At 66.4% G+C, this 20,762-nt stretch carries 19 protein-coding genes; 6 read left to right on the forward strand and 13 right to left on the reverse strand.

Annotation, left to right across the window (positions count from 1 at the left end; translation table 11 throughout):
• Positions 1-18: 18 nt before the first annotated feature.
• The 7 genes from ACQY76_RS19115 to ACQY76_RS19145 all read right to left on the reverse strand — a co-directional run bounded on the left by ACQY76_RS19115 (position 19) and on the right by ACQY76_RS19145 (position 6,583).
• Positions 19-297 (reverse strand): GlsB/YeaQ/YmgE family stress response membrane protein, encoded by a 279-nt coding sequence (locus ACQY76_RS19115; RefSeq protein WP_428030274.1) that lies wholly within the window; start codon positions 295-297, stop codon positions 19-21.
• 33 nt (positions 298-330) lie between these two features.
• The gene (gene lpdA, locus ACQY76_RS19120) at positions 331-1,749 is read right to left on the reverse strand and encodes a dihydrolipoyl dehydrogenase (protein WP_428030275.1); all 1,419 of its coding nucleotides are present in this window, start codon (positions 1,747-1,749) and stop codon (positions 331-333) included.
• A 9-nt stretch (positions 1,750-1,758) separates the two neighbouring features.
• Entirely contained in the window at positions 1,759-3,153 is a 1,395-nt protein-coding gene (locus ACQY76_RS19125) for a pyruvate dehydrogenase complex dihydrolipoamide acetyltransferase (protein ID WP_428030276.1), read from the reverse strand.
• A gap of 15 nt (positions 3,154-3,168) precedes the next feature.
• Positions 3,169-4,584: a pyruvate dehydrogenase complex E1 component subunit beta gene (locus tag ACQY76_RS19130; protein ID WP_428030277.1), complete on the reverse strand. Its 1,416-nt coding sequence runs from the start codon at positions 4,582-4,584 to the stop codon at positions 3,169-3,171.
• Between the two features lie 39 nt (positions 4,585-4,623).
• On the reverse strand, positions 4,624-4,923 hold the full coding sequence (locus ACQY76_RS19135) for a hypothetical protein (RefSeq protein WP_428030278.1): 300 nt from the start codon (positions 4,921-4,923) through the stop codon (positions 4,624-4,626).
• A gap of 10 nt (positions 4,924-4,933) precedes the next feature.
• Positions 4,934-5,908 (reverse strand): pyruvate dehydrogenase (acetyl-transferring) E1 component subunit alpha, encoded by a 975-nt coding sequence (pdhA, locus tag ACQY76_RS19140; RefSeq protein WP_428030279.1) that lies wholly within the window; start codon positions 5,906-5,908, stop codon positions 4,934-4,936.
• Positions 5,909-6,250: 342 nt separating this feature from the next.
• A complete protein-coding gene (locus ACQY76_RS19145; RefSeq protein ID WP_428030280.1) occupies positions 6,251-6,583 on the reverse strand; it encodes an FtsB family cell division protein in 333 nt (110 codons plus the stop codon).
• A 274-nt stretch (positions 6,584-6,857) separates the two neighbouring features.
• Between ACQY76_RS19145 and ACQY76_RS19150 the strand changes: the two genes are divergently transcribed.
• Positions 6,858-7,070, forward strand: a complete 213-nt coding sequence (locus ACQY76_RS19150; protein ID WP_428030281.1) for a hypothetical protein — start codon at positions 6,858-6,860, stop codon at positions 7,068-7,070.
• 88 nt (positions 7,071-7,158) lie between these two features.
• Here the strand turns inward: ACQY76_RS19150 and eno are convergent, their stop codons facing one another.
• Complete coding sequence (gene eno, locus ACQY76_RS19155; protein ID WP_428030282.1) at positions 7,159-8,442, reverse strand: phosphopyruvate hydratase; 1,284 nt, start codon at positions 8,440-8,442, stop codon at positions 7,159-7,161.
• Between the two features lie 118 nt (positions 8,443-8,560).
• On the opposite strand from eno, the gene queF reads away from it, so the two are divergent.
• On the forward strand, positions 8,561-9,022 hold the full coding sequence (queF, locus tag ACQY76_RS19160) for a preQ(1) synthase (protein ID WP_428030283.1): 462 nt from the start codon (positions 8,561-8,563) through the stop codon (positions 9,020-9,022).
• A gap of 121 nt (positions 9,023-9,143) precedes the next feature.
• Here the strand turns inward: queF and ACQY76_RS19165 are convergent, their stop codons facing one another.
• The 3 genes from ACQY76_RS19165 to glmU form a co-directional block, all read right to left on the reverse strand.
• Positions 9,144-9,674: a hypothetical protein gene (locus tag ACQY76_RS19165; RefSeq protein ID WP_428030284.1), complete on the reverse strand. Its 531-nt coding sequence runs from the start codon at positions 9,672-9,674 to the stop codon at positions 9,144-9,146.
• A 70-nt stretch (positions 9,675-9,744) separates the two neighbouring features.
• Complete coding sequence (gene glmS / locus ACQY76_RS19170) at positions 9,745-11,568, reverse strand: glutamine--fructose-6-phosphate transaminase (isomerizing) (protein WP_428030285.1); 1,824 nt, start codon at positions 11,566-11,568, stop codon at positions 9,745-9,747.
• 114 nt (positions 11,569-11,682) lie between these two features.
• Positions 11,683-13,035: a bifunctional UDP-N-acetylglucosamine diphosphorylase/glucosamine-1-phosphate N-acetyltransferase GlmU gene (glmU, locus tag ACQY76_RS19175; RefSeq protein ID WP_428030286.1), complete on the reverse strand. Its 1,353-nt coding sequence runs from the start codon at positions 13,033-13,035 to the stop codon at positions 11,683-11,685.
• A 162-nt stretch (positions 13,036-13,197) separates the two neighbouring features.
• Between glmU and ACQY76_RS19180 the strand changes: the two genes are divergently transcribed.
• Entirely contained in the window at positions 13,198-14,151 is a 954-nt protein-coding gene (locus ACQY76_RS19180; RefSeq protein ID WP_428030287.1) for a DMT family transporter, read from the forward strand.
• A 63-nt stretch (positions 14,152-14,214) separates the two neighbouring features.
• Positions 14,215-14,595, forward strand: coding sequence for a hypothetical protein (locus tag ACQY76_RS19185; protein WP_428030288.1), 381 nt, complete (start codon positions 14,215-14,217; stop codon positions 14,593-14,595).
• Here ACQY76_RS19185 and ACQY76_RS19190 read toward each other — a convergent pair.
• Positions 14,555-16,180, reverse strand: a complete 1,626-nt coding sequence (locus tag ACQY76_RS19190; protein ID WP_428030289.1) for a beta-1,6-glucan synthase — start codon at positions 16,178-16,180, stop codon at positions 14,555-14,557. The two genes, ACQY76_RS19185 and ACQY76_RS19190, sit on opposite strands and share 41 nt — an antisense overlap.
• 209 nt (positions 16,181-16,389) lie before the next feature.
• Here ACQY76_RS19190 and ACQY76_RS19195 point away from each other — a divergent pair, with 209 nt between their 5' ends.
• The gene (locus tag ACQY76_RS19195; protein WP_428030290.1) at positions 16,390-16,866 is read left to right on the forward strand and encodes a hypothetical protein; all 477 of its coding nucleotides are present in this window, start codon (positions 16,390-16,392) and stop codon (positions 16,864-16,866) included.
• 335 nt (positions 16,867-17,201) lie between these two features.
• Positions 17,202-19,727: a glycosyltransferase gene (locus ACQY76_RS19200; RefSeq protein ID WP_428030291.1), complete on the forward strand. Its 2,526-nt coding sequence runs from the start codon at positions 17,202-17,204 to the stop codon at positions 19,725-19,727.
• A gap of 93 nt (positions 19,728-19,820) precedes the next feature.
• On the opposite strand, the gene ACQY76_RS19205 is transcribed toward ACQY76_RS19200, so the two are convergent.
• Positions 19,821-20,690: a VOC family protein gene (locus tag ACQY76_RS19205; RefSeq protein ID WP_428030292.1), complete on the reverse strand. Its 870-nt coding sequence runs from the start codon at positions 20,688-20,690 to the stop codon at positions 19,821-19,823.
• Positions 20,691-20,762 lie beyond the last annotated feature (72 nt).

The raw sequence follows: 20,762 nt of genomic DNA on the forward strand, positions 1-20,762 counted from the left end.
CCGCCGGCGAGGCGCCGTTCACCGCCCGCGAATCTTCCGCCACAGGAACAGCACGATGATGGCGCCGATGGTGGCGGCGATCAGGGTGCGGAAGAAGCCGAACACCGGCACGGCCGCCATCTCGGCGAGGTACTTGCCGAGAAACGCGCCGATCAGGCCGAAGATGAGGTTGGAGAACAACCCATGGTCGCTGTCCGTCACCCTCTCGGCGATCCAGCCGGCGAGGAGACCGATGATGATCATGGCGAACCAGCCGACGCCCGGCTGGTTCAGGGCCGCATAGGTATCCGCTTCCATGGAAGGCTCCCGCCGCCGGGCACAATGCCCGGACTAGATATGTATCGCGCGCCCATAGGCACTGAGCACGCTCTCATGCATCGTTTCAGAAACCGTGGGGTGCGGGAAGACCGCGTTGATGAGCTCTTCCTCGGTGGTCTCCAGATTCATCGCCAGCACGAAGCCCTGGATGAGTTCGGTGACCTCCGCGCCCACCAGATGTGCGCCGAGCAGCCGCCCGGTCTTGGCGTCGAAGATGGTCTTCACCAGCCCGTCCGGTTCGCCCAGCGCCACGGCCTTGCCATTGCCGATGAAGGGGAAGCGGCCGACCTTGAGTTCATAGCCGGCCTCCTTCGCCTTCGCCTCGGTGAGGCCGACGGAGGCGACCTGCGGCATGCAATAGGTGCAGCCGGGAATCATCAGCTTGTCCATGGGGTGGGCATGCTTGCCGGCAATGGCCTCGGCGGCGATCACGCCCTCATGCTCGGCCTTGTGCGCCAGCATGGGCGGGCCGGCAACATCGCCGATCGCCCAGACGCCGGGCACATTGGTCCGGCACAGGCCATCCACCACCACGCAGCCGCGATCGGTCTTCACGCCGAGCGCCTCGAGCCCGAGATTCTCGATGTTGCCGACGACACCCACGGCGGAGATCAGCCGGTCGGCGGTCAGGGTCTGCACCTTGCCGTCCGCCGTCTCGACGGTGGCGGTGACGTTGTCGGCGCCCTTCACCACCTTGGAGACCTTGGCGCCGGTGAGGATCTTGATGCCCTGCTTCTCGAAGCGCTTGCGGGCATGCTCGGCGATCTCGGCGTCCTCGACGGGCAGGATCTGCGGCAGCAGCTCGACGATGGTCACGTCCGAGCCCATTGCCTTGTAGAAGGACGCGAATTCGACGCCGATGGCGCCCGAGCCCATGATCAGCAGCGATTTCGGCACGCTGGCCGGGGCCAGCGCCTCGAAATAGGTCCAGATCAGCTTCTTGTCCGGCTCGATGTCCGGCAGCGCGCGCGGGCGGGCGCCGGTGGCGATGATGATGTTCTTGGCGGTGTACTCTCCCGCCGGCAGCGCGCCCTTGGGCGCCGGCTCGGCGGAAGCGGCGACGGTGACCTTGCCGGGCGCGGTGAGGGTCGCCTGCCCCCAGATCACGTCGACCTTGTTCTTCTTCAGCAGGAAGCCGACGCCATTGCTCATCTGCGCCGCGATGCCGCGCGAGCGCTTCACCACGCCGGAGATATCGACGCCGGTCTTCTCGGCGACGAGGCCGTAATCCTTGGCGTGCTCGATATAGTGGAAGATCTCGGCCGAGCGCAGCAGCGCCTTGGCCGGGATGCAGCCCCAGTTCGGGCAGATGCCGCCGATATGGGTCTTCTCGATGACACCGACCTTGAGGCCAAGCTGGGCGGCGCGGATGGCGCCGACATAGCCGCCGGGGCCGGAGCCGATGATGAGGAGGTCGTATGCGTTTGCCATGATCGCTCCTCAGACCAGCATCGACATCGGCTTTTCGATGATCTGCTTGAACGCGCCGATGAGCTGCGCGCCCATGGCGCCGTCCATCACCCGGTGATCGCAGGAGATCGTGACGGTCATCACGGTGGCAACCGCCAGCTCGCCCTTCTTCACCACGGCCCGCTGCTCGCTGGCACCCACCGCGAGGATGGTGGCGTGCGGCGGGTTGATGATCGCGGTGAAATCCTTGATCCCGAACATGCCGAGATTGGAAATCGCCGACGAGCCACCCTGATATTCCCCCGGCGCCAGCTTCTTGTTGCGGGCGCGGTTGGCGAGTTCGCGGGTTTCGTTGGAAATCGCGGAGAGGGTCTTGGTCTCGGCCTTGCGGATGATCGGCGTGAGCAGGCCCTTGCCGCCGTCGATTGCCACCGCGACGCCGATATCGGAATGCTTCAGCTTGAGGTAGCGGTCGCCGCCCCACACCTGGTTGGCATCCGGCACCTGCTGGAAGGCGAGCGCATAGGCCTTGATGACGAAATCATTGACCGAGAGCTTGTAGGCGGCCTTGCCGTCCTTCTCCGGGGCGGCCTTGTTCAGTTCCTCGCGCAGCCTCAAGAGCGCGTCGACGTCGCAATCGACGGTGAGGTAGAAGGTCGGCACCGTCTGGCGGGCCTCGGCCATGCGCTGGGCGATGACCCGGCGCATGCCGTCGAGCGGCACTTCCTCGTAGGTGCCGGGCTCGTAATAGGCCTTCACCTGCTCCAGCAACGCGCTGTTCGACACCGGCGCAGCCGCAGGCGCAGAAGCCGGCGCGGGAGCGGAGGCGGGCGCGGCAGCCGGCGCGGCCTTGGCAGCACCGCGCGCCGGGGCGGTCTCGACATCGGCGGCGACGATGCGGCCATGCGGGCCCGAGCCCTTGACGCCCGACAGGTCGACACCCTTGTCCTTGGCCAGGCGACGCGCCAGCGGCGAGGCAAACACCCGCTCGCCGGAAGCGGCAGCCGGGGCCGGCGCTGCAGCGTGCGCCTCGGCCTTCGGCGCCTCGGGCGTCTCAGTCTTGGGGGCCCCGGTCTTGGGGGCTTCCGCCGGAGCAGCCTCAGCCTTGGGCGCCTCTGTCGGCGCCTCCGCCTTGGCGGGCGCCGCACCACCACCGGCGGCGGCGACCGCCTTCACGTCCTCGCCTTCGGTGGCGAGCACCGCGATGAGCTGGTTCACCGGCACATCGGCGGTGCCTTCCGGCACCAGGATTTTCGCCAGCGTGCCCTCGTCGATGGCCTCGACTTCCATCGTGGCCTTGTCGGTCTCGATCTCGGCAATGACGTCGCCGGGGGCAACCTTGTCGCCCTCCTTCTTCAGCCATTTGGCGAGATTGCCCTTCTCCATGGTGGGAGACAGGGCCGGCATCAGGATTTCGACGGGCATGGCGCTTCTCCGGCCTCAGCGATAGGTGACGGCTCGTGCGGCGTCGACGACGTCCTGCACCGACGGCAAGGCCAGCTTTTCGAGATTGGCGGCATAGGGCATGGGAACGTCCTTGCCGCTGACGCGCAGCACGGGGGCGTCGAGATAGTCGAACGCCTTCTCCATCAGCTGGGCAACGATTTCAGAGCCGACGCCCGACTGGTGCCAGCCTTCCTCGACCGTCACGCAGCGCCCGGTCTTCTTGACCGAGGCGACGATGGTCTCGACATCCATCGGGCGGATGGTGCGCAGGTCGATCACCTCGGCCTCGATGCCGAGCTTGGCGAGTTCCTCGGCGGCCTTCAGCGCGTAGTTCATGCCGATCGACCATGCCACCAGCGTCACGTCCTTGCCGGCGCGGGCGATCTTCGCCTTGCCGATCGGCACGGTGAAGTCGTCGAGCTTCGGCACCGGCGAGGAATGGCCGTAGAGGATTTCGTTCTCGAGGAAGATGATCGGGTTGGGGTCGCGGATCGCCGACTTCAGCAGGCCCTTGGCGTCGGCCGCCGTGTAGGGCGCCACCACCTTGAGGCCGGGGATGTGGCTGTACCAGGAGGTGTAGTCCTGGCTGTGCTGGGCGGCGACGCGGGCGGCGGCGCCGTTCGGTCCACGGAACACGATGGAGCAGGTGATCTGCCCGCCGGACATATAGAGCGTCTTGGCGGCGGAATTGATGATCTGGTCGATTGCCTGCATGGCGAAGTTGAAGGTCATGAACTCGACGATGGGCTTCAGCCCGGCCATCGCCGCACCGACGCCGACGCCGGCGAAGCCGTGCTCGGTGATCGGCGTGTCGATGACCCGGCGCGCGCCGAATTCCTGCAGCAGCCCCTGGGTGATCTTGTAGGCGCCCTGATATTCGGCGACTTCCTCGCCCATCACGAAGACGTCGCCGTCGCGGCGCATCTCCTCGGCCATGGCGTCGCGCAGCGCCTCGCGCATGGTCTGGTTGATGAATTCCGTGCCCTCGGGCACGTCCGGCTCCAGCACCGTCTCCGGCTGGGGCGGCGACGCGACGGCGGAATTGACGATAGCCGGCGTCGCCGGGGCGGCCGCGGCTACTGGAGAAGGCTCCATCGGGGCCGTTGCGGCAGGCGGCGCCGATTCGGCAGCCTGCGGGCTCGGCGTGCCGATCGCGCCCGCGTCCTCGCCATCGGCCAGGATGACGGCGATCGGCGTGTTCACCGCGACATCCTGCGTGCCTTCGGGCACCAGGATCTTGCCGAGCGTGCCCTCGTCGATGGCCTCGACTTCCATCGTGGCCTTATCGGTCTCGATCTCGGCGATGACGTCGCCGGACTTGACCGTGTCGCCCTCTTTCTTGAGCCACTTGGCGAGGTTGCCCTTCTCCATGGTCGGAGACAGGGCAGGCATCAGAACTTCGGTCGGCATGGCGGCGTTCCCCAAAGAAACGTGCGTCGAATTCGCGCGTCACTGCGTCGGTGCCGGAAGCACGAACGTCAGGTTGCTGTAGACGGCCATCGAGGCGATGGCGACGAGAAGGGCGGCGAAGAAGGCGACCAACATCTTGTTGAGCTTGGTCGCGTCGGCAGGCGAAGCGGCGGGCGATTGCCGGACCCCGAAAGGCCAGAGCAGGCCCGGCAGATAACCCAGCGGGCTCTCCCCGGCGGCACGAAGTATGCCGAGGGCGATGCGTGCCGCGAGCACCCAGAGCACCACCGCCGACGAGACTCCGGCGACCAGAGCGACCCAGAAGAATTCAACCAGCATCCGCGCGCGCTCAGCGCAGGATGTCGGTGTAGAGCTCGGACGGGTCCGGCTCCGGGTCGGCGCTGGCGAAATCGGCCGCCGCGTTCATCTGGTCGCGCAGCGTGGCGTCGATCGCCTTGAGTTCGTCCTCGGTCGCCCACTTCTTTTCGAGAAGACGGTTGCGCACCTGCTCGATCGGGTCGTGCTCGGTACGCATCTTCTGCACCTCCTCCTTCGACCGGTACTTGGCCGGGTCGGACATGGAGTGGCCGCGATAGCGGTAGGTGAGCATTTCGAGGATGTAGGGGCCCTTGCCGCCGCGCGCGAATTCCACCGCCCGCTCGCCGGCCGCCTTCACCGCCCGCACATCCATGCCGTCGACCTGTTCGCCGGGAATGTTGAAGGAGGCGCCGCGCTTGGAGAAATCGGTCTGCGCGGAAGCGCGGTTCACCGAGGTGCCCATGGCGTATTTGTTGTTTTCGATGATGTAGACCACCGGGAGCTTCCACAGCTCCGCCATGTTGAAGCTCTCATAGACCTGGCCCTGATTGGCAGCACCGTCGCCGAAATAGGCCAGAGTAACGCCGCCATTGTCGCGGTAGTGGTTGGCGAAGGCGAGGCCGGTGCCGAGCGAGACCTGCGCGCCGACGATGCCATGGCCGCCGAAGAACCCCTTCTCCGTGCTGAACATGTGCATGGAGCCGCCCTTGCCCTTGGAATAGCCGCCACGGCGCCCGGTCAGTTCGGCCATCACGCCCTTGGGGTCCATGCCGCAAGCCAGCATGTGGCCATGGTCGCGATAGCCGGTAATGACCTGGTCGCCCTCCTTGAGGGCCGCCTGCATGCCGACCACCACGGCCTCCTGGCCGATATAGAGGTGGCAGAAGCCGCCAATCAGGCCCATGCCGTAGAGCTGGCCGGCCTTTTCCTCGAAGCGGCGGATTTCAAGCATCCGGCGATAGGCGTCGAGTTCCTCGGCCTTGGTGAACTCGGGAACGGCCGCCATTCTGTCCGAACGCCGCGCCTGGCTCTTGGCCGCGGCCTTCGCCGGCGCTTTCGGGGTGGCGGCTCTTCCGACGGCCGATTTGTTGGCGGCGACTACCATGGCGCATCCTCAGCTCGGGACAAAGTCGAAGAGCTTAATAACGCACCTTGGCCACCCGCGCTACGCGCGCAACGCAATGCTGCGCCGCACAACATGTTGTAGGCGCAATGGTTTCCGCTTTTGAACTGAATTTGAGTTGAACTGGTGGTTTAGCTCAAATCAAGTTAAGCATCTGGAACTCCGCAATTTCCTAACGGTATCCCTCTGGCATGCCACGAATTTACCTTGCGGATGAAATTTCGGTCATTGCGCTTGCGGTGCAGCAGGAACCCGCAAAAGCACCAGATCCTTGGGGTGAACGAGGTTCAAAAGGGCCCGCGCCTGCTCGTCCAGCATGTCGGCATCCACCAGCTCGGGCGACAGGAGCCGGACCTTGGCCTGAAGCGCCAGCCTCTGCGCATGCAGCCGGTCCCGCTCCTGCGTGAGGTCGGCATGCTGCTGCTCGAAGGTTCGGCGGGCCAGCAGCCCGTACTGGCCATTATAGCCCTGAAAGGCGAAATACCCGACGAGAGCCGCCGCCCCGAGATGCAGGGTGACGGTCTGGAAAAAGGAGCGCCAGCGCGTGCGTATGATCATGCGACGCAGCCTAGCCAAGGCCGGTTGAGGCTCCGTTAACGATGATGCGGGCGCCGGCCGGAACGGTATCGCTCCACGGGGCGAAAGGTAGTGCGATGTCGGGAATGTGAGGGACGCGGTAAACATTGCCGGCCCGGAGCGTGTGTTTGTGAACAATCCGCCGGGGGTGGTGGTGTTACGGTTTGACTGCAAGCCAGCGTGACGCAACGCCGTGGTCTGAACCGGAGCAGCTTCCCCGGTGGTTCCGGCGTCTAGCCGGACACACGGAGGCCTGATGATGAACAGGAATGTTGAGGAACGTGCCCGCGCGCTTTGCGCGATCGACGCACATCTGGCCGCCGTGCCGCCCGAGGAGGTTCCCGCGCTGGTGGAGCGCCTCTGGCCCATCGTCGCGCTTGAAATAAGCGGCGGGGTCATCGAGCCCGACGCCACCCCCCCGCCCGACCTGGCACAGCTGGCGGCAGAATACGAGCGGCTGAAGCGATAAGGCGGCCCGGCAGCCACAATGCAGCCCCCAACGAAAAGGCCCCCGCCCGCGAGGACGGAGGCCTTTTTTACGCGTCGACGGCGTTGTCTCAGGCGAGCGACTTGATCGCCGAACGGCCGGCATAGATCGCCTGCGGGCCGAGCTCCTGCTCGATGCGCAGCAGCTGGTTGTACTTGGCGGTACGGTCGGAGCGGGCCAGCGAGCCGGTCTTGATCTGCCCGCAATTGGTGGCGACCGCGAGGTCGGCGATGGTCGAATCCTCGGTCTCGCCCGAACGATGCGACATCACCGCCGTATAGCCGGCCTTGTGGGCCATCTCGACCGCGTTGAGTGTCTCGGTCAGCGTCCCGATCTGGTTGACCTTGACCAGGATCGAGTTGGCGACGCCCTGCTTGATGCCGGCGGACAGGCGGTCGACATTGGTGACGAACAGGTCGTCGCCCACCAGCTGGCACTTGGAGCCGATGGTGTCGGTGAGCAGCTTCCAGCCCTCCCAATCGTCCTCGCCCATGCCGTCCTCTACCGTGCAGATCGGGTAGCGGGCGACGAGATCGGCCAGGTACTTCACCTGCGCCTCGATATCGCGCACGACGCCTTCGCCCTCATAGTCATACTTGCCGTTCTTGAAGAACTCGGTCGAGGCGCAGTCGAGGCCGATGAACACGTCCTCGCCCGGCTTGTAGCCGGCGGTCTCGATCGCCTTGACCACGAAGGCCAGCGCCGCGTCGGCCGACGGCAGGTTCGGGGCGAAGCCGCCTTCGTCGCCGACATTGGTGTTGTGGCCGGCATCCTTCAGCGCCTTCTTCAGCGTGTGGAAGATTTCCGCGCCGGTGCGCAGGCCTTCCGCGAAGGTGGGGGCGCCGACCGGCAGGATCATGAATTCCTGGAAGTCGATCGGGTTGTCGGCATGGGCGCCGCCATTGATGATGTTCATCATCGGCACCGGAAGCGTGCGGGCATTGACGCCGCCGACATAGCGGTAGAGCGGCAGGTCGCGGGCCGACGCCGCCGCCTTGGCCAGCGCCAGCGAGACGCCGAGAATGGCGTTGGCGCCGAGACGCGCCTTGTTGGGCGTGCCGTCCAGCTCGATGAGGATCTGGTCGATCGCCGGCTGGTCCTCGGCATCCATGCCGCCAATGGCGTCGAAGATCTCGCCATTCACGGCCTCGACCGCCTTCAGCACACCCTTGCCGAGATAGCGCCCCTTGTCGCCGTCGCGCAGCTCGACGGCCTCATGCGCGCCGGTGGAGGCGCCGGAGGGAACGGCGGCGCGGCCCTGCGAGCCGTCTTCCAGCATCACATCCACCTCGACGGTGGGATTGCCGCGGCTGTCCAGGATTTCGCGCCCAACGATATCGACGATGGCGGTCATGCGTTTCCCCAATTCTCAACTCGGCCAGGATGGTCGAGGCGCTTCTACTCCGGCGATGTGACATGCGAAAGAGGTGCCAGCGATATCGCCCGACCTCCCCTGCCCACAGGAGCCCTCCATGAACGACCCCAATGGCGGCACGATGCAGCTCGGCCGCGCCACCTCGCTGCCGGCCTCTCCCGAGCAAGCCGTGCTCGACCGGGTGCCCAACCCCCACCCGGGCACGAACTATGTCGCGCGCTTCACCGTGCCGGAATTCACCTCGCTCTGCCCGGAGACCGGACAGCCCGACTTTGCCCATCTGGTGATCGACTACGTGCCCGATGGCTGGCTGGTCGAATCGAAGTCGCTGAAGCTCTATCTCGGAAGCTTCCGCAACCACGGCGCCTTCCACGAGGACTGCACAGTGGCCATCGGCCTGCGGCTGCGCGATCTGCTGGCGCCCCGCTGGCTGCGCATCGGCGGCTATTGGTACCCGCGCGGCGGCATTCCCATCGACGTGTTCTGGCAGAGCGGGGCCCCGCTGGAAGGCGTGTGGCTGCCGGACCAGGGCGTGGCGCCTTATCGCGGGCGGGGGTGAGAGACGCCACCATTAGAGGGCGGCATCGCTAATGCCTCACCGCCAGCGCCAGATGCCGCTACAATCAGTACGTCGGATCGTCGCGCCAATCGCTGCGGGGATGCACCCCGCGGCAACTGAACTAGTTCAACCAGACAAACGCCCTCAAGGGTTCGTACTTTTGAATGAGAATGCGAGCCAATTCAAAAGAAAATATTGCCCACGCCAGAGATATAAAATTTCCGATGGCATAAGAATAGAATCTAGCCAGAGTACGAATACTTTTCGCTTCGCCGTCCGGCGTATTATCCGCCTTGAAGGAAAGCCAATTACTGAATGCTTTAAATATCAGTATTGGGCTTATCAAAGATGGCGTTGTCATCAATGCATAATAATATAGCTGACATTCCACAATACCAATCACACGCCCAAAAGGCTCCTTGCCGTTTAAATCCTTCAGAATCTCCGCTTCAGATTCAGCGATAGCATGATCAATTCGCTGGCTCTGAGCCACCGGCTCTGCACTATTCCGCGCAAACTCAGCTGCAAACTTCTTAACGAGAAGAGTTATCGCGAAGCCCACTAAACCAAGAAGCTGCACAGCGAGGTTAAATAGCGTCAGTAACGCGTAGAACCCATACTGAAAGGTTGTTCCGAGAATACTGTCGTCCATAAGCGCCCCCTGAAAGGCCTCATCCTAGTACCGACGACGTATAATGCAATCTAAAAGTGCACTCCCTCCGCTACTCCACCGTCACCGATTTGGCGAGGTTGCGCGGCTGGTCGACGTCTGTGCCCATCACCACTGCCGTATGGTAAGCGAGCAGCTGGATGGGAATGGCGTAGACCAGCGGCGTCACGAACGGGTTCATGTCCGGCAGAACCAGCGTCGCCTCGGTCTCCAGCGCCGCGTGCTTAGCGCCAGTCTCATCGGTGATGAGGATGATGCGCCCGCCGCGCGCCGCCACTTCCTGCATGTTGGACATGGTCTTCTCGAACACGCCGTCATGCGGGGCGATGACCACGACGGGCATGTTCTCGTCGATCAGCGCGATCGGCCCGTGCTTCAGCTCGCCGGCGGCGTAGCCCTCGGCGTGGATGTAGGAAATTTCCTTCAGCTTCAGTGCGCCTTCCATCGCCAGCGGGAAGGAGGTGCCGCGGCCGAGATAGAGCACGTCCTTGGTCTTGGCGAAGGTGCGGGCGAGATGCTCGATCTCCGGGCCGAGGTCCAGCGCCCGGTTCATCAGGCGCGGCACCTCGACCAGCGCGTGGACGAGCCCTCGCTCCTCCTCGGCCGAGAGCACGCCGCGCGCCCGCCCAGCCGCCACCGCGAGTGCGGCCAGTGTCGCCAGCTGGCAGGTGAAAGCCTTGGTGGAGGCGACCCCGATCTCCGGCCCCGCCAGCGTCGGCAGCACGGCGTGCGCCTCGCGGGCAATGGTCGAGGTCGGCACATTCACCACCGCCAGCAGGTGCTGCTTTTCCTGCCCGGCATAGCGTAGCGAGGCGAGGGTGTCGGCGGTCTCGCCCGATTGCGAGATGACGATGGCGAGGCCATTGGCCGGCAGCGGCGCCTCGCGATACCGGAACTCTGAGGCGACATCGATCTCCACCGACAGCCGCGCATAGCGCTCGAACCAGTATTTGGCGATCAGCCCGGCATAATAGGCGGTGCCGCAGGCGGCGATCGACACGCGCTCCAGCTTCGCGAAGTCGAAGGGCAGCTCCGGCAGTTGCACGGTCTCGTTCGCCATGTCGAGATAATGCGCCAGCGTGTGCGCCACCACCTCGGGCTGCTCGTGCATCTCCTTGGCCATGAAGTGGCGGAAATTCCCCTTCTCGACCAGGAAGGCCGTCGCGGTCGTCTTCTGCACCGCGCGCTCGACGCGGTGATTGGACGAATCGCGGATGTCGATGCCCTGCCGGCGCAGCACCGCCCAATCGCCGTCTTCGAGATAGGAAATGGTGTCGGTGAAGGGCGCGAGCGCGATGGCGTCGGAGCCAAGATACATCTCGCCCTTGCCGTAGCCGATGGCGAGCGGGCTGCCCTTGCGGGCGCCGATCAGCAGATCCTCGTCGCCGTCGAAAAGGAAGGCCAGCGCGAACGCCCCCTGCAGACGCGGCAGCGTCGCCGCCACCGCGTCGACCGGGCTGAGCCCGCCGCGAAGCTCGCGGGTCACCAGATGGGCGACGACCTCGGTGTCAGTCTCGCTCTCGAAATTGGCGCCGGTTCCGCGCAGTTCGTCGCGCAGCTCGCGGAAATTCTCGATGATGCCGTTATGGACCACCGCCACCTCGGTCGTGGCGTGCGGGTGGGCATTGGCGACGCTGGGCTTGCCATGGGTGGCCCAGCGCGTGTGGCCGATACCGATGCATCCCTCCAGCGGCGCCTCGCGCAGCACCGCGTCGAGATTGCGCAGCTTGCCCTCGGCGCGGCGGCGGGAGATGTGCCCCCCTTCCAGCGCGGCGATGCCGGCGGAATCATAGCCGCGATATTCCAGCCGCCGCAGCGACTCGACCAGCCGGTCGGCGACCGGTGCCGTACCGACAATGCCGATGATTCCACACATGAGCCGGGCCTTTCCGTGAAGCGACGATCCGCGAAGCTACGGTTCCGGGTTTAACCGCCCGTCACCGAACCGTCGAAATCAATTCCAATGTCGCTTCGTATCGCGCCTTTCGCGTCAATTCTTGGGCGCCAGCCCCGCCGAGAGCCGCGCCCGCAACCGCGCCGCCAGTCCCGGCTTGTTGACCTGCCGCGCCCGGCCGATGGCCAGGGCGTCCGCCGGCACATCGTCGGTGATGACCGAGCCGGTGCCGATATAGGCGCCGTCGCCGACGCTGACCGGTGCCACCAGCAGGCTGTTGGTGCCGATAAAGGCATTGGCGCCGATGGTGGTGCGGTGCTTGCGGAAGCCGTCATAATTGCAGGTGATGGTGCCGGCGCCGATATTGGTATTCGCCCCGACGCTGGAATCCCCGACATAGGAGAGGTGGTTCACCTTCACCCCCGGCGCCAGATCCGCCGCCTTGATCTCCACGAAGTTTCCGACATGAACCCCCTGCCCCAGTTCCGCTCCCGGGCGCAGGCGGGCAAACGGGCCGACAATGGCGCCCGGCCCGACATGGGCCCCCTCGACATGGCTGAAGGCGCGGATGGTGGCGCCGTCCTCGACACGCACGCCCGGCCCGAAGAAAACATTCGGTTCCACAACGACATCGCGGCCGAAGCGGGTGTCGCTTGAGAGGAACACCGTGTCCGGCGCCACCAGCGTGACGCCCGCCTCCAGTGCCTTCGCCCGCAGGCGCCGCTGCAGGGTCGCCTCGGCCTCGGCGAGCTGGGCGCGGCTGTTGACGCCCGAGACGTCCTCGGCGGCGACCTCGCAGACGGCCGCCGTCCTCCCGAGCCCGCGGGCGATGGCCACCGTGTCGGTCAGATAGAATTCCTTCTTGGCGTTGGCATCGTCGACGCGGTCGAGCAGGTCGAGCGCCGCGCGCCCGTCCAGCGCCATCAGCCCGGCATTGCACAGGCCGATGGCCCGCTCCCCGGCGCTGGCATCCTTCTCCTCGCGAATGGCGAGAAGCTCGCCGCCTCCCCCGGTCACCAGGCGGCCATAGCCGGTGGGGTCGGCGGGGCGGAAGCCGAGCACGGCGACGGCCGCCCCCTCGGCCAGCGGCGCCCGCAGCGCGTCGAGGGTTTCCGGCCGCACCAGCGGCGTGTCGCCATACATCACGACGACATCGTCATAGCCGCGCTCCAGCGCCGCCCGCGCTGCCAGCACCGCATGGGCGGTGCCCCGCCGTTCGGCCTGCACGAACACCTCCGCCTCGGGCGCCACGCGGCGCACCTCGGCGGCTACCCTGTCGTGGTCGGGGCCGATCACCACGGCGATCCGCGCGGCGCCGGCCGCCAGCGCGGCGTCGAGCACATGGGAGACCATCGGCCGGCCGGCCACCGCGTGCAGCACCTTCGGCATGGCGGAGCGCATGCGCGTGCCCTCGCCGGCGGCGAGGACGATGACGAGAAGCTGGCGCATCGGCGAACTCCGAAAGGACAAGGGCGAGGTCGGGCGTGACGCCGGGACGCGAAGACCCGGCCCGCGCTATCTAGCCTGCCACGCCCGCATGGAAAAGGGAGCCGGCGCCGGGCTTGCGCCGGCACGCGACGGCGTCATGGGAAGCGTGTATCACCGCGCGCCATGGACCAGCCTCCCGACGCGCGCCCCGATTCCCCGCCTTCCTTCACCCATGATCCATGGGCGGTGCTGTCGCTGCTGGCGATGCCGCTGTTCTTCTCGACCAACCTCATCGTCGGCCGCGCGGTGGTGGATGTGGTGCCACCCTGGTCGCTGGCCTTCTGGCGCTGGCTGATCGCAGTGGCGGTGCTGCTGCCCTTCACCGGGGGTGCCCTGCTGCGCCACCGGCACCTGCTGCGCCGGGAATGGTGGCGCATCCTGCTGCTCGGCTGTCTCGGCATGGTGCTGTGCGGCGGCAATGTCTATGTCGCGCTCAAACATACCAGCGCGACCAATGCGACGCTGATCTACACCACCTCCACCATCATGGTCGTCATTCTCGACGCGCTGCTGAAACGGCGGATGCTGCCGATCATCCAGATCGTCGGCTCGCTCGCGGGCTTCGCCGGCATCGCGCTGATCACCGTGCATGGCGAGCCGGGGCGGGTGCTGGCGATGGAATTCAACATCGGCGACCTCGGCGTACTCGTCGCCGCAATCGCCTGGGCGTCCTATTCGTTGATGCTGCGGCAGGGGCCGGTGAGCCGGCTCGGCGGCCAGACGGCCTTCGCCGCCAACGCCATCGCGGGAATGCTACTGCTCGCGCCGCTCGCGCTGTGGGAGACGGTGAACGGCGCGCAGCAGCCGGCGACGCTGGAGGCCTGGGCCGCCATCGTGTTTCTGGCGATCTTCCCCTCCGTCCTCGCCTTCGGCCTCTTCCAGTATTGCGTGAGGGTAGCAGGCGCGCCGGTGACGGCGATGTTCCTCTACCTTCTGCCGGTCTATGGCGTTCTCATGGCCGTGCTGCTGCTGGGCGAGGAACTCCACCTCTTCCACGCGGCGGGATTCGTGCTGATCCTCGGCGGGGTGGTGCTCGCCACCCGCCGGGGGCCCGCGCCACGGCCCATGGCGCATTGATCCACCCGCCACGGCGTGCGATCTGGGCGTATCGGAGAAGCAACGTTGGAGAGGACCGTCCCTGTGGCCCATCGCAGCTTTCTGCCCGGCGCCCGCGCCAGCAATGTCATCATCGCGCTCGGCGCCTTTGCCCTCGGCTGGGCGGTCTATATGCGCTACGCGCTGGTCGAGCAGTCCGCCGTCGGCCTGGCCTGCCGGGGCATGGAAACCATGACCTGCGAGACGCGGTCGCTGGTCATCATGCTGTTCAGCCATTCGGTGTTCGGCATCGCCGCGCTTGTCGCCGCGATCATCCAGCTCATCCGCCCCTCGCTGGTGATGTTCACCTTCGCGCTGATGGCCACCTGCGCCGGGCTGGTCATCTACAATAACGGCCTTGCCGGCATCGCCGGCGGGCTGCTGCTCATATCCTTCGCCCGGCCGTGGCGAGGTGCCAGAGAGTGAAGGCCAGCACCACGAACAGGCCGCCCGTCCACAGCGCCTGCCAGTTCGCCAGCGTCTCGTTGACCGCGACATAGATCCCGCCGGCGAGGAACAGCGCCGCGGCGATGCTTTCGGCGTGGCGCCCCTCGCCGAAACGCCCCGGGCCGGCGACGGCGGCATAAAAGGCGAAGGCGGTGATGATCGGCGTCAGCCCGGCGAACTGGAAGTCCTTGTAGCGCGGGTCGAACACCAGGCCGAAGGCGATCTGCGCCGCGAGCACGAGGGATGCCGCGAGCAGCAGGGCAAGGCACCGGTCGAAGAACGGCGCCCCCGGCGTCGCCTCGTCGTTCAGCGCAAGCGTCAGCGTCACCAGCCGCGCGCGCCGGCCGATCGCCGCAGCGCAGGCAAGCGGCACCAGCACCGCAAGCCCCACCAGCGCGGCCCCGCGTATCCAGCCGCCGACGCCGAGGCTCTCGGCGGGAACGGAGGCGAGAAGCCGGCCGATCATCAACCCGGCGAAGAAGGCGATGCCGGCCACCGCCGACCATTCCCGCAGTCCCAGCGGCCGCCCGCCGGCCCGCCGCCCGGCCCATCCCGCCACCGCGAACACGCCGCCGGCGAACAGCACGCCGAGCGCCGCCTGCAGCGTCCAGTACGGGTGATCCGACAGCGGCTCGCCCCAGGTGAACTTGAACTCGCGCGTATAGGCGTCGAGGAACCCCCAGTGCCCGCCGACCGTCCCCTCCAGCACGCGCTTCCACGGCTGGTCGAACGCTTCGATGACGTTGAGCCGGTAGTTCTTCGCCTTGGCCAGCGCCAGCAATTCCTGGATCACGTTGGCCTGGTTGGAGGGCGAGGGCAGCGCGCCTTCGCGCATGCGCCCCTCGCTCGGCCAGCCGGTCTCGCCGATCAGAATGTCCTTGCCCGCGAAGATCTCGCCGACATGCTCGCGGATCTCGCCGAGATGGGCGACCGAATCCTCGGCCGGCACCGGCATGTCCTCCCAGAAAGGCAGGATGTGCACGGTGACGAAATCGACCGAGTCGGCGAGCCCGCGATTGCGCTCCCAGAATTCCCACACATCGGCATAGGTCACCTGCACACCCGGCGGGATCTTCGCCTTCACCTCCTTGAGGAAGCCGGCAATATCGTTGGCCGACTGCTCGCCGCGCAGCAGCACCTCATTGCCGACAATGACCGCCTTCACCACGTCGGGGTAGTCCTGCGCCGCCTTGATGCCGGCGTCGATCTCCCGCCGGTTGCGAACCGGATCGGCGGCGATCCAGATGCCCTGCAGCACGGTCAACCCGTGCTTGCGCGCCAGTTCCGGCACCGCCGACAGGCCCGCCTGGATCGACGAATAGGTCCGCACGCAATGGGTGATCTTCGACAGCCGCTCCAGGTCGTCGTCGATCTGCGCCGGCGAGAACGCGACGTCCTCGCTGAACGGGCTCTGGCCGGGACGAAACGGCGCATAGGAGACGCATGGCAGCTTCTCGCCCGCCGCCAGCGGGGCGACGGGTGCCGGGACCGGCTGCCCGAGCCACGCCCAGACGGCGACGATCGCCATCGCGACAAGGGCAACAAGCGCGAGGGGCAGTCGCATGCGAGGAATCTCCGCGGGTGAGCGTGACCGGCACGTTTACCCCTGCCGGGTAACGGTGCTTTGCCCCGCTCGCAAGAGGCGTATGCAAAGAGGCGGAATTTTGCACTCTGGAAACGTTCGGACCCGTGCCGTCATGCTGACAAATTCGATAGGTTCTCCTAGTGTCCTGCTCGGCCCGTGTTTCCTCTCTTGCGTGTGACGTGTTCCCCATGTTGTGCTCCGTACGTCCCTTCGCCGCCGCCCTGTTCGGCGGCCTGATCCTGATGTCCGCGGCAGCGGGGGGCGCGTGGGCGCAGAGCGCCGCGCCCGAACAGAAGCCCGCCGAGCAGAAGTCGCCGGAGGAGCAGGCCAAGGAAGAGGCGCAGCGCCGCTCGGTCGAGGAATATGCCGAGGCCGCCAAGCTGCCGGGCAATGCCGGCCTGCCGGAATGCGTGTGGAGCGGGCGGCGCATCGCCATGCTGCTCTGGCGCGACGACATCGACACGGCGCGCCGCCATCTCGAGCTCTATGAGCGTTTCGGCTGCCCCACCGAGCACCTCAAGATCGCGTTCCGCTGCCTCGTCCGGCAGGGAAACATCGACAGCAAGGCACAGGAGCGCCTGTCCGAGCGCGTGCATGCCTGCTGGGTGAACCCCGACGCCCCCGCGCCGGCCGCGCCGGCTCCGGCAGCGACCCCCGCGCAATGAATCCGCGGCACAGCCGCTGCTGCGTCATCGGCGCGACATCGGCTTGCCACAGTGCGGAACAATTATCCATTTCACGCATTTGCAGCAGCGAAGCGGCATTGTCGGAAGACGCGGCGCACTAATTGCGCATTGCGGCGAAGAGCGTGCTGCACGTGCGTTGAAACTGTATTATATTCCACCCGTCAGCCTCCCCTTATCCGTGGGTTTGTCTCATGCGCCCCGCCGTTCGTGTCGCTGCCGCTGCTGTTGCGGTCGTGACGTGTGTCCATGCCTTTGTCTGGTTGGCGCTGCGTGAGGAGGCCTCCGCACCGGCGGTTCCCGACCGATTCCAAAGCATGTCGTTCGCGCCTTATGGCCGCGACGCCAACCCGGACAAGGGCGAGCCGACCACGGAGGCGCAGATCCGCGCCGATGTCGAGGCGGTCGCGCCCTATACGCGCGCGGTGCGTACCTACGCCTCCACCGGCAATCTCGACCTTGTCGCCAAGATCGCCGGCGAGAAGGGCCTGAAGACCACGGTCGGCGCCTGGCTGGACGAGGACGAGGCGCGCAACGAGCGCGAGATCACCAACGCCATCGACGTCGCCAAGAAGAATTCCAACGTCGTCGGCATCGTGGTCGGCAACGAGTCGATCCTGCGCGCCGAGCGTACGCCCGAGCAGTTGATCGAGACCATCCGCCGCGTGAAGCGGGAAACCAACGTACCGGTGACGACGGGAGAAACCTGGGACGTCTGGCTGGACCATCCCGAGCTGGTATCGGCCGTCGACTATATCGCCGCCCACATGCTTCCCTACTGGGAAGGGGTAACGCCCACGCAGGTTGTCGACCACACCATCGCGATCTATGACCGCCTGCGCGCCACCTATCCCGGCAAGCGCATCGTCATCGCCGAATTCGGCTGGCCGAGCCAGGGCTACAACCGCGACAGCGCGGTGCCCGGCGAGATCGAGCAGGCGCAGATCATCCGCACCTTCGCGGCCCGCGCCGACGCGCTCGGCATCGAGTACAACCTCATTGAAGCGTTCGACGCGCCCTGGAAGAGCTTCGAGGGCAGCGTCGGCCAGTACTGGGGCGTGCTCGACGCCGACCGCGCGCTGAAATTCCCGCTCTCCGGTCCGATCCGCTCGTCGACCTACACCGCGACAGCCGCCATCGCGCTGCTGCTCGGCATCGCCCTCTCGATCCCCGTGTTCCGCTTCGCCCGCCTCACCATGACCCAGGCCGTGGTGATGGTTGGCGCGGGAAGCCTTGCCGGCGCTTGGATCGCCACCGTTACCGATCACTGGCTGACGCACTACGTCATCGGCGGCAACATGGTGACCATGGTCGTCAGCTTGGTGCTGCTGGTGCCACTTGTGGTGGTGATGCTCTACCGGGTCGAGGAACTGGCCACGATCGCCTTCGGCCGCGCCCCGCGCCGCCTGCTGCAGAAGACCAACACGGCCGCGACGCTGTCGCGTATGCCGAAGGTCTCGATCCACATCCCGGCCTATAAAGAACCGCCGGAGATGCTGAAGCAGACGCTCGACAGCGTCGCGCGGCTCAACTGGCCGAATTTCGAGTGCCTGGTCATCATCAACAATACGCCGGACCCGGCCTATTGGGAGCCGATCGAAGCCCATTGCCGCGCGCTGGGCGACCGTTTCAAGTTCCTGAACCTGCCCAAGGTGGCCGGCTTCAAGGCCGGCGCCCTGCGCGGCGCCATGCTCGAGACCGCGCCGGATGCCGAGATCATCGGCATCATCGACGCCGATTATGTCGTCGACCCGAACTGGCTGATGGACCTCGTCCCCACCTTCGAGGACCCCACGGTCGGCATCGTGCAGGCGCCGCAGGACCACCGCGACGCCAATCGCAGCCTCCTGCACGAGGCGATGAACACCGAATATGCCGGCTTCTTCGACATCGGCATGGTCCAGCGCAACGAGCATGACGCCATCGTCGTGCACGGCACCATGTGCCTCATGCGCCGTGCCGCCATGGTCGAGGCGGGCGACTGGTCCAGCGACACCATCTGCGAGGACACCGATCTCGGCCTGTCCATCGTCGAGCGCGGCTGGAAGAGCCACTACACCAGCGCGCGCTATGGCTGGGGCCTGCTGCCGGACGACTTTGCCTCGTTCAAGAAGCAGCGCCACCGCTGGGCCTATGGCGGCATGCAGATCATCCGCAAGCACTGGCGCCGGATGCTGCCCAATGCCGGCACCCGCCTCACCTCGGCGCAGCGCCGCGAGTTCAGCATCGGCTGGGTGAGCTGGCTTGGTTCGGAAAGCGTCGGCGCGCTGGTGGCGATCCTGTCGCTGCTGTGGGTGCCTGTGGTGATCGGCTTCGGCATCGCCGTGCCGCAGCGCATCCTCACTATCCCGATCCTGTTCTGCTTCGGCATCTATGTGCTGCACTTCATCGCGCTGTACCGTCTGCGCGTAGCGACGACGCCGATCCGCATGATCGGCGCGGCCTTCGCCGCCATGGCCGTGCAGTTCACCGTGGCGAAGGCGGTCTATGACAGCTTCCGCTACAAGGACCTCGCCTTCGCCCGCACCGCCAAGGGCACCTGGCTGGCGGACGCCGCGCGCGCTTTCCCGGCGCTGCCGGAGGCGGTGATCGGTGCCGGGCTGATGCTCTCCGCCGTGGTGCTGCGCATGACCAACTGGCACGCGGTGGTGGAAGTCGACCTGTTCGCCTTCGCCCTCGCGATCCAGAGCCTGCCCTTCCTGGCGGCGGCCGGCATTGGCTGGCTGGAGGGTTCGACCCTGAACGCCTTCACCACCTGGAGCGCCCTGCGCGGCCGTGCGCTGGCGCTGCTGCCCGGCCGGGGCGTCCCCGCCGAGGTCGTGCCGGAGAAGGTCGTGAGCTGACGCTCTTCGACGGTGGCGCCCCGTCGCCTGACATGAAAAAAGCCCCGGAAGCGATTCCGGGGCTTTTGTTTTTGCGCTGCGTGGCAGGAGCGCCTAGCTCGCCGCCTCGAACACCAGCGTGGCGCCCAGCGCCGATTTCGGGCCGACCACCACCACGCCCTCGATTTCCTCGACCGACATACGCGAGGAGGACACCCGCCGCCGCAGGCGCTCCATGTCGCTCACCGCGAAGCGCACCGCCGCGAGCCGCAGCCCCGGCCCGCCGGGGGCCGGCACGCTGAAGCGCTGGGTGAACAGCGCATCGCTCATCACGTCGATATCGCCGCGCGGGGTCTTGAGGATATGCCAGCCATCCACCGCGCGCCGCGATTCCAGACCCGCAAATGCGCTGAGGAAGCCGACATGCGCTTCCGGGTCGGCCGCGGTGAGCACGACGCCGACCACGCCGACCGTGCCGTTCATGTGCCGCTGCAGGTCCGGCGACCAGAAATTCTCAGGGAAATGCTGCAGGCAGGTGAAGAAACCGGCATGCGGGGAGGCCGGGTCCTGCGCGAAGGCCAGCGTGAAGGCGACCTTTACGTCCGCGCCATCCAGCCGCTTGCCCTCGCGCTCGAACGCGAACAGGTCCAACCCGCCGAAGCCCGCCGCGTCGAATTCCAGCTTGTCGCCGGCGGGATCGCGCCCTTCCAGCACCAGCATGGAAAGCCCCTGCCCCACCTCGGCGAGGAAGTCGCGGTTGAAGGCGCCGAAGGAGAAATGCGTCGCATCCGCGGGCGGTATCTTCTCGGGGTCCGCAATCTCCAGAAGCTCGACGAAGAAGCCTTGTATCTGGACGATCCGGTTGTCCGTTCCCCACGGGTGCCGATTCCGGGTGCCGACCGTGAAGCCGAGCATGTCGTAGAGTTCGCCCGCCGCTTCGAGGTCGCGGACGACATGGACGACGTGATCAAGACCGCGCTCCACCAGCTTCTCCCTGCTTGGCCAGGCGCGGAGCGCCCGGTCCAGAATCCCCCGGCGCATGAGAGCACGGCGGTA

Source organism: Ancylobacter sp., from assembly GCF_965279025.1.
Classification (GTDB): Bacteria; Pseudomonadota; Alphaproteobacteria; order Rhizobiales; family Xanthobacteraceae; genus Ancylobacter.

Excerpts from the sequence above, each read along its gene's own strand:
- ACQY76_RS19115 (WP_428030274.1), bottom strand. The coding sequence starts at position 297 with ATGGAAGCGGATACCTATGCGGCCCTGAACCAGCCGGGCGTCGGCTGG.
- lpdA (WP_428030275.1), bottom strand. The coding sequence starts at position 1,749 with ATGGCAAACGCATACGACCTCCTCATCATCGGCTCCGGCCCCGGCGGC.
- ACQY76_RS19125 (WP_428030276.1), bottom strand. The coding sequence starts at position 3,153 with ATGCCCGTCGAAATCCTGATGCCGGCCCTGTCTCCCACCATGGAGAAG.
- ACQY76_RS19130 (WP_428030277.1), bottom strand. The coding sequence starts at position 4,584 with ATGCCGACCGAAGTTCTGATGCCTGCCCTGTCTCCGACCATGGAGAAG.
- ACQY76_RS19135 (WP_428030278.1), bottom strand. The coding sequence starts at position 4,923 with ATGCTGGTTGAATTCTTCTGGGTCGCTCTGGTCGCCGGAGTCTCGTCG.
- pdhA (WP_428030279.1), bottom strand. The coding sequence starts at position 5,908 with ATGGCGGCCGTTCCCGAGTTCACCAAGGCCGAGGAACTCGACGCCTAT.
- ACQY76_RS19145 (WP_428030280.1), bottom strand. The coding sequence starts at position 6,583 with ATGATCATACGCACGCGCTGGCGCTCCTTTTTCCAGACCGTCACCCTG.
- ACQY76_RS19150 (WP_428030281.1), top strand. The coding sequence starts at position 6,858 with ATGATGAACAGGAATGTTGAGGAACGTGCCCGCGCGCTTTGCGCGATC.
- eno (WP_428030282.1), bottom strand. The coding sequence starts at position 8,442 with ATGACCGCCATCGTCGATATCGTTGGGCGCGAAATCCTGGACAGCCGC.
- queF (WP_428030283.1), top strand. The coding sequence starts at position 8,561 with ATGAACGACCCCAATGGCGGCACGATGCAGCTCGGCCGCGCCACCTCG.
- ACQY76_RS19165 (WP_428030284.1), bottom strand. The coding sequence starts at position 9,674 with ATGGACGACAGTATTCTCGGAACAACCTTTCAGTATGGGTTCTACGCG.
- glmS (WP_428030285.1), bottom strand. The coding sequence starts at position 11,568 with ATGTGTGGAATCATCGGCATTGTCGGTACGGCACCGGTCGCCGACCGG.
- glmU (WP_428030286.1), bottom strand. The coding sequence starts at position 13,035 with ATGCGCCAGCTTCTCGTCATCGTCCTCGCCGCCGGCGAGGGCACGCGC.
- ACQY76_RS19180 (WP_428030287.1), top strand. The coding sequence starts at position 13,198 with ATGGACCAGCCTCCCGACGCGCGCCCCGATTCCCCGCCTTCCTTCACC.
- ACQY76_RS19190 (WP_428030289.1), bottom strand. The coding sequence starts at position 16,180 with ATGCGACTGCCCCTCGCGCTTGTTGCCCTTGTCGCGATGGCGATCGTC.
- ACQY76_RS19195 (WP_428030290.1), top strand. The coding sequence starts at position 16,390 with ATGTTGTGCTCCGTACGTCCCTTCGCCGCCGCCCTGTTCGGCGGCCTG.
- ACQY76_RS19200 (WP_428030291.1), top strand. The coding sequence starts at position 17,202 with ATGTCGTTCGCGCCTTATGGCCGCGACGCCAACCCGGACAAGGGCGAG.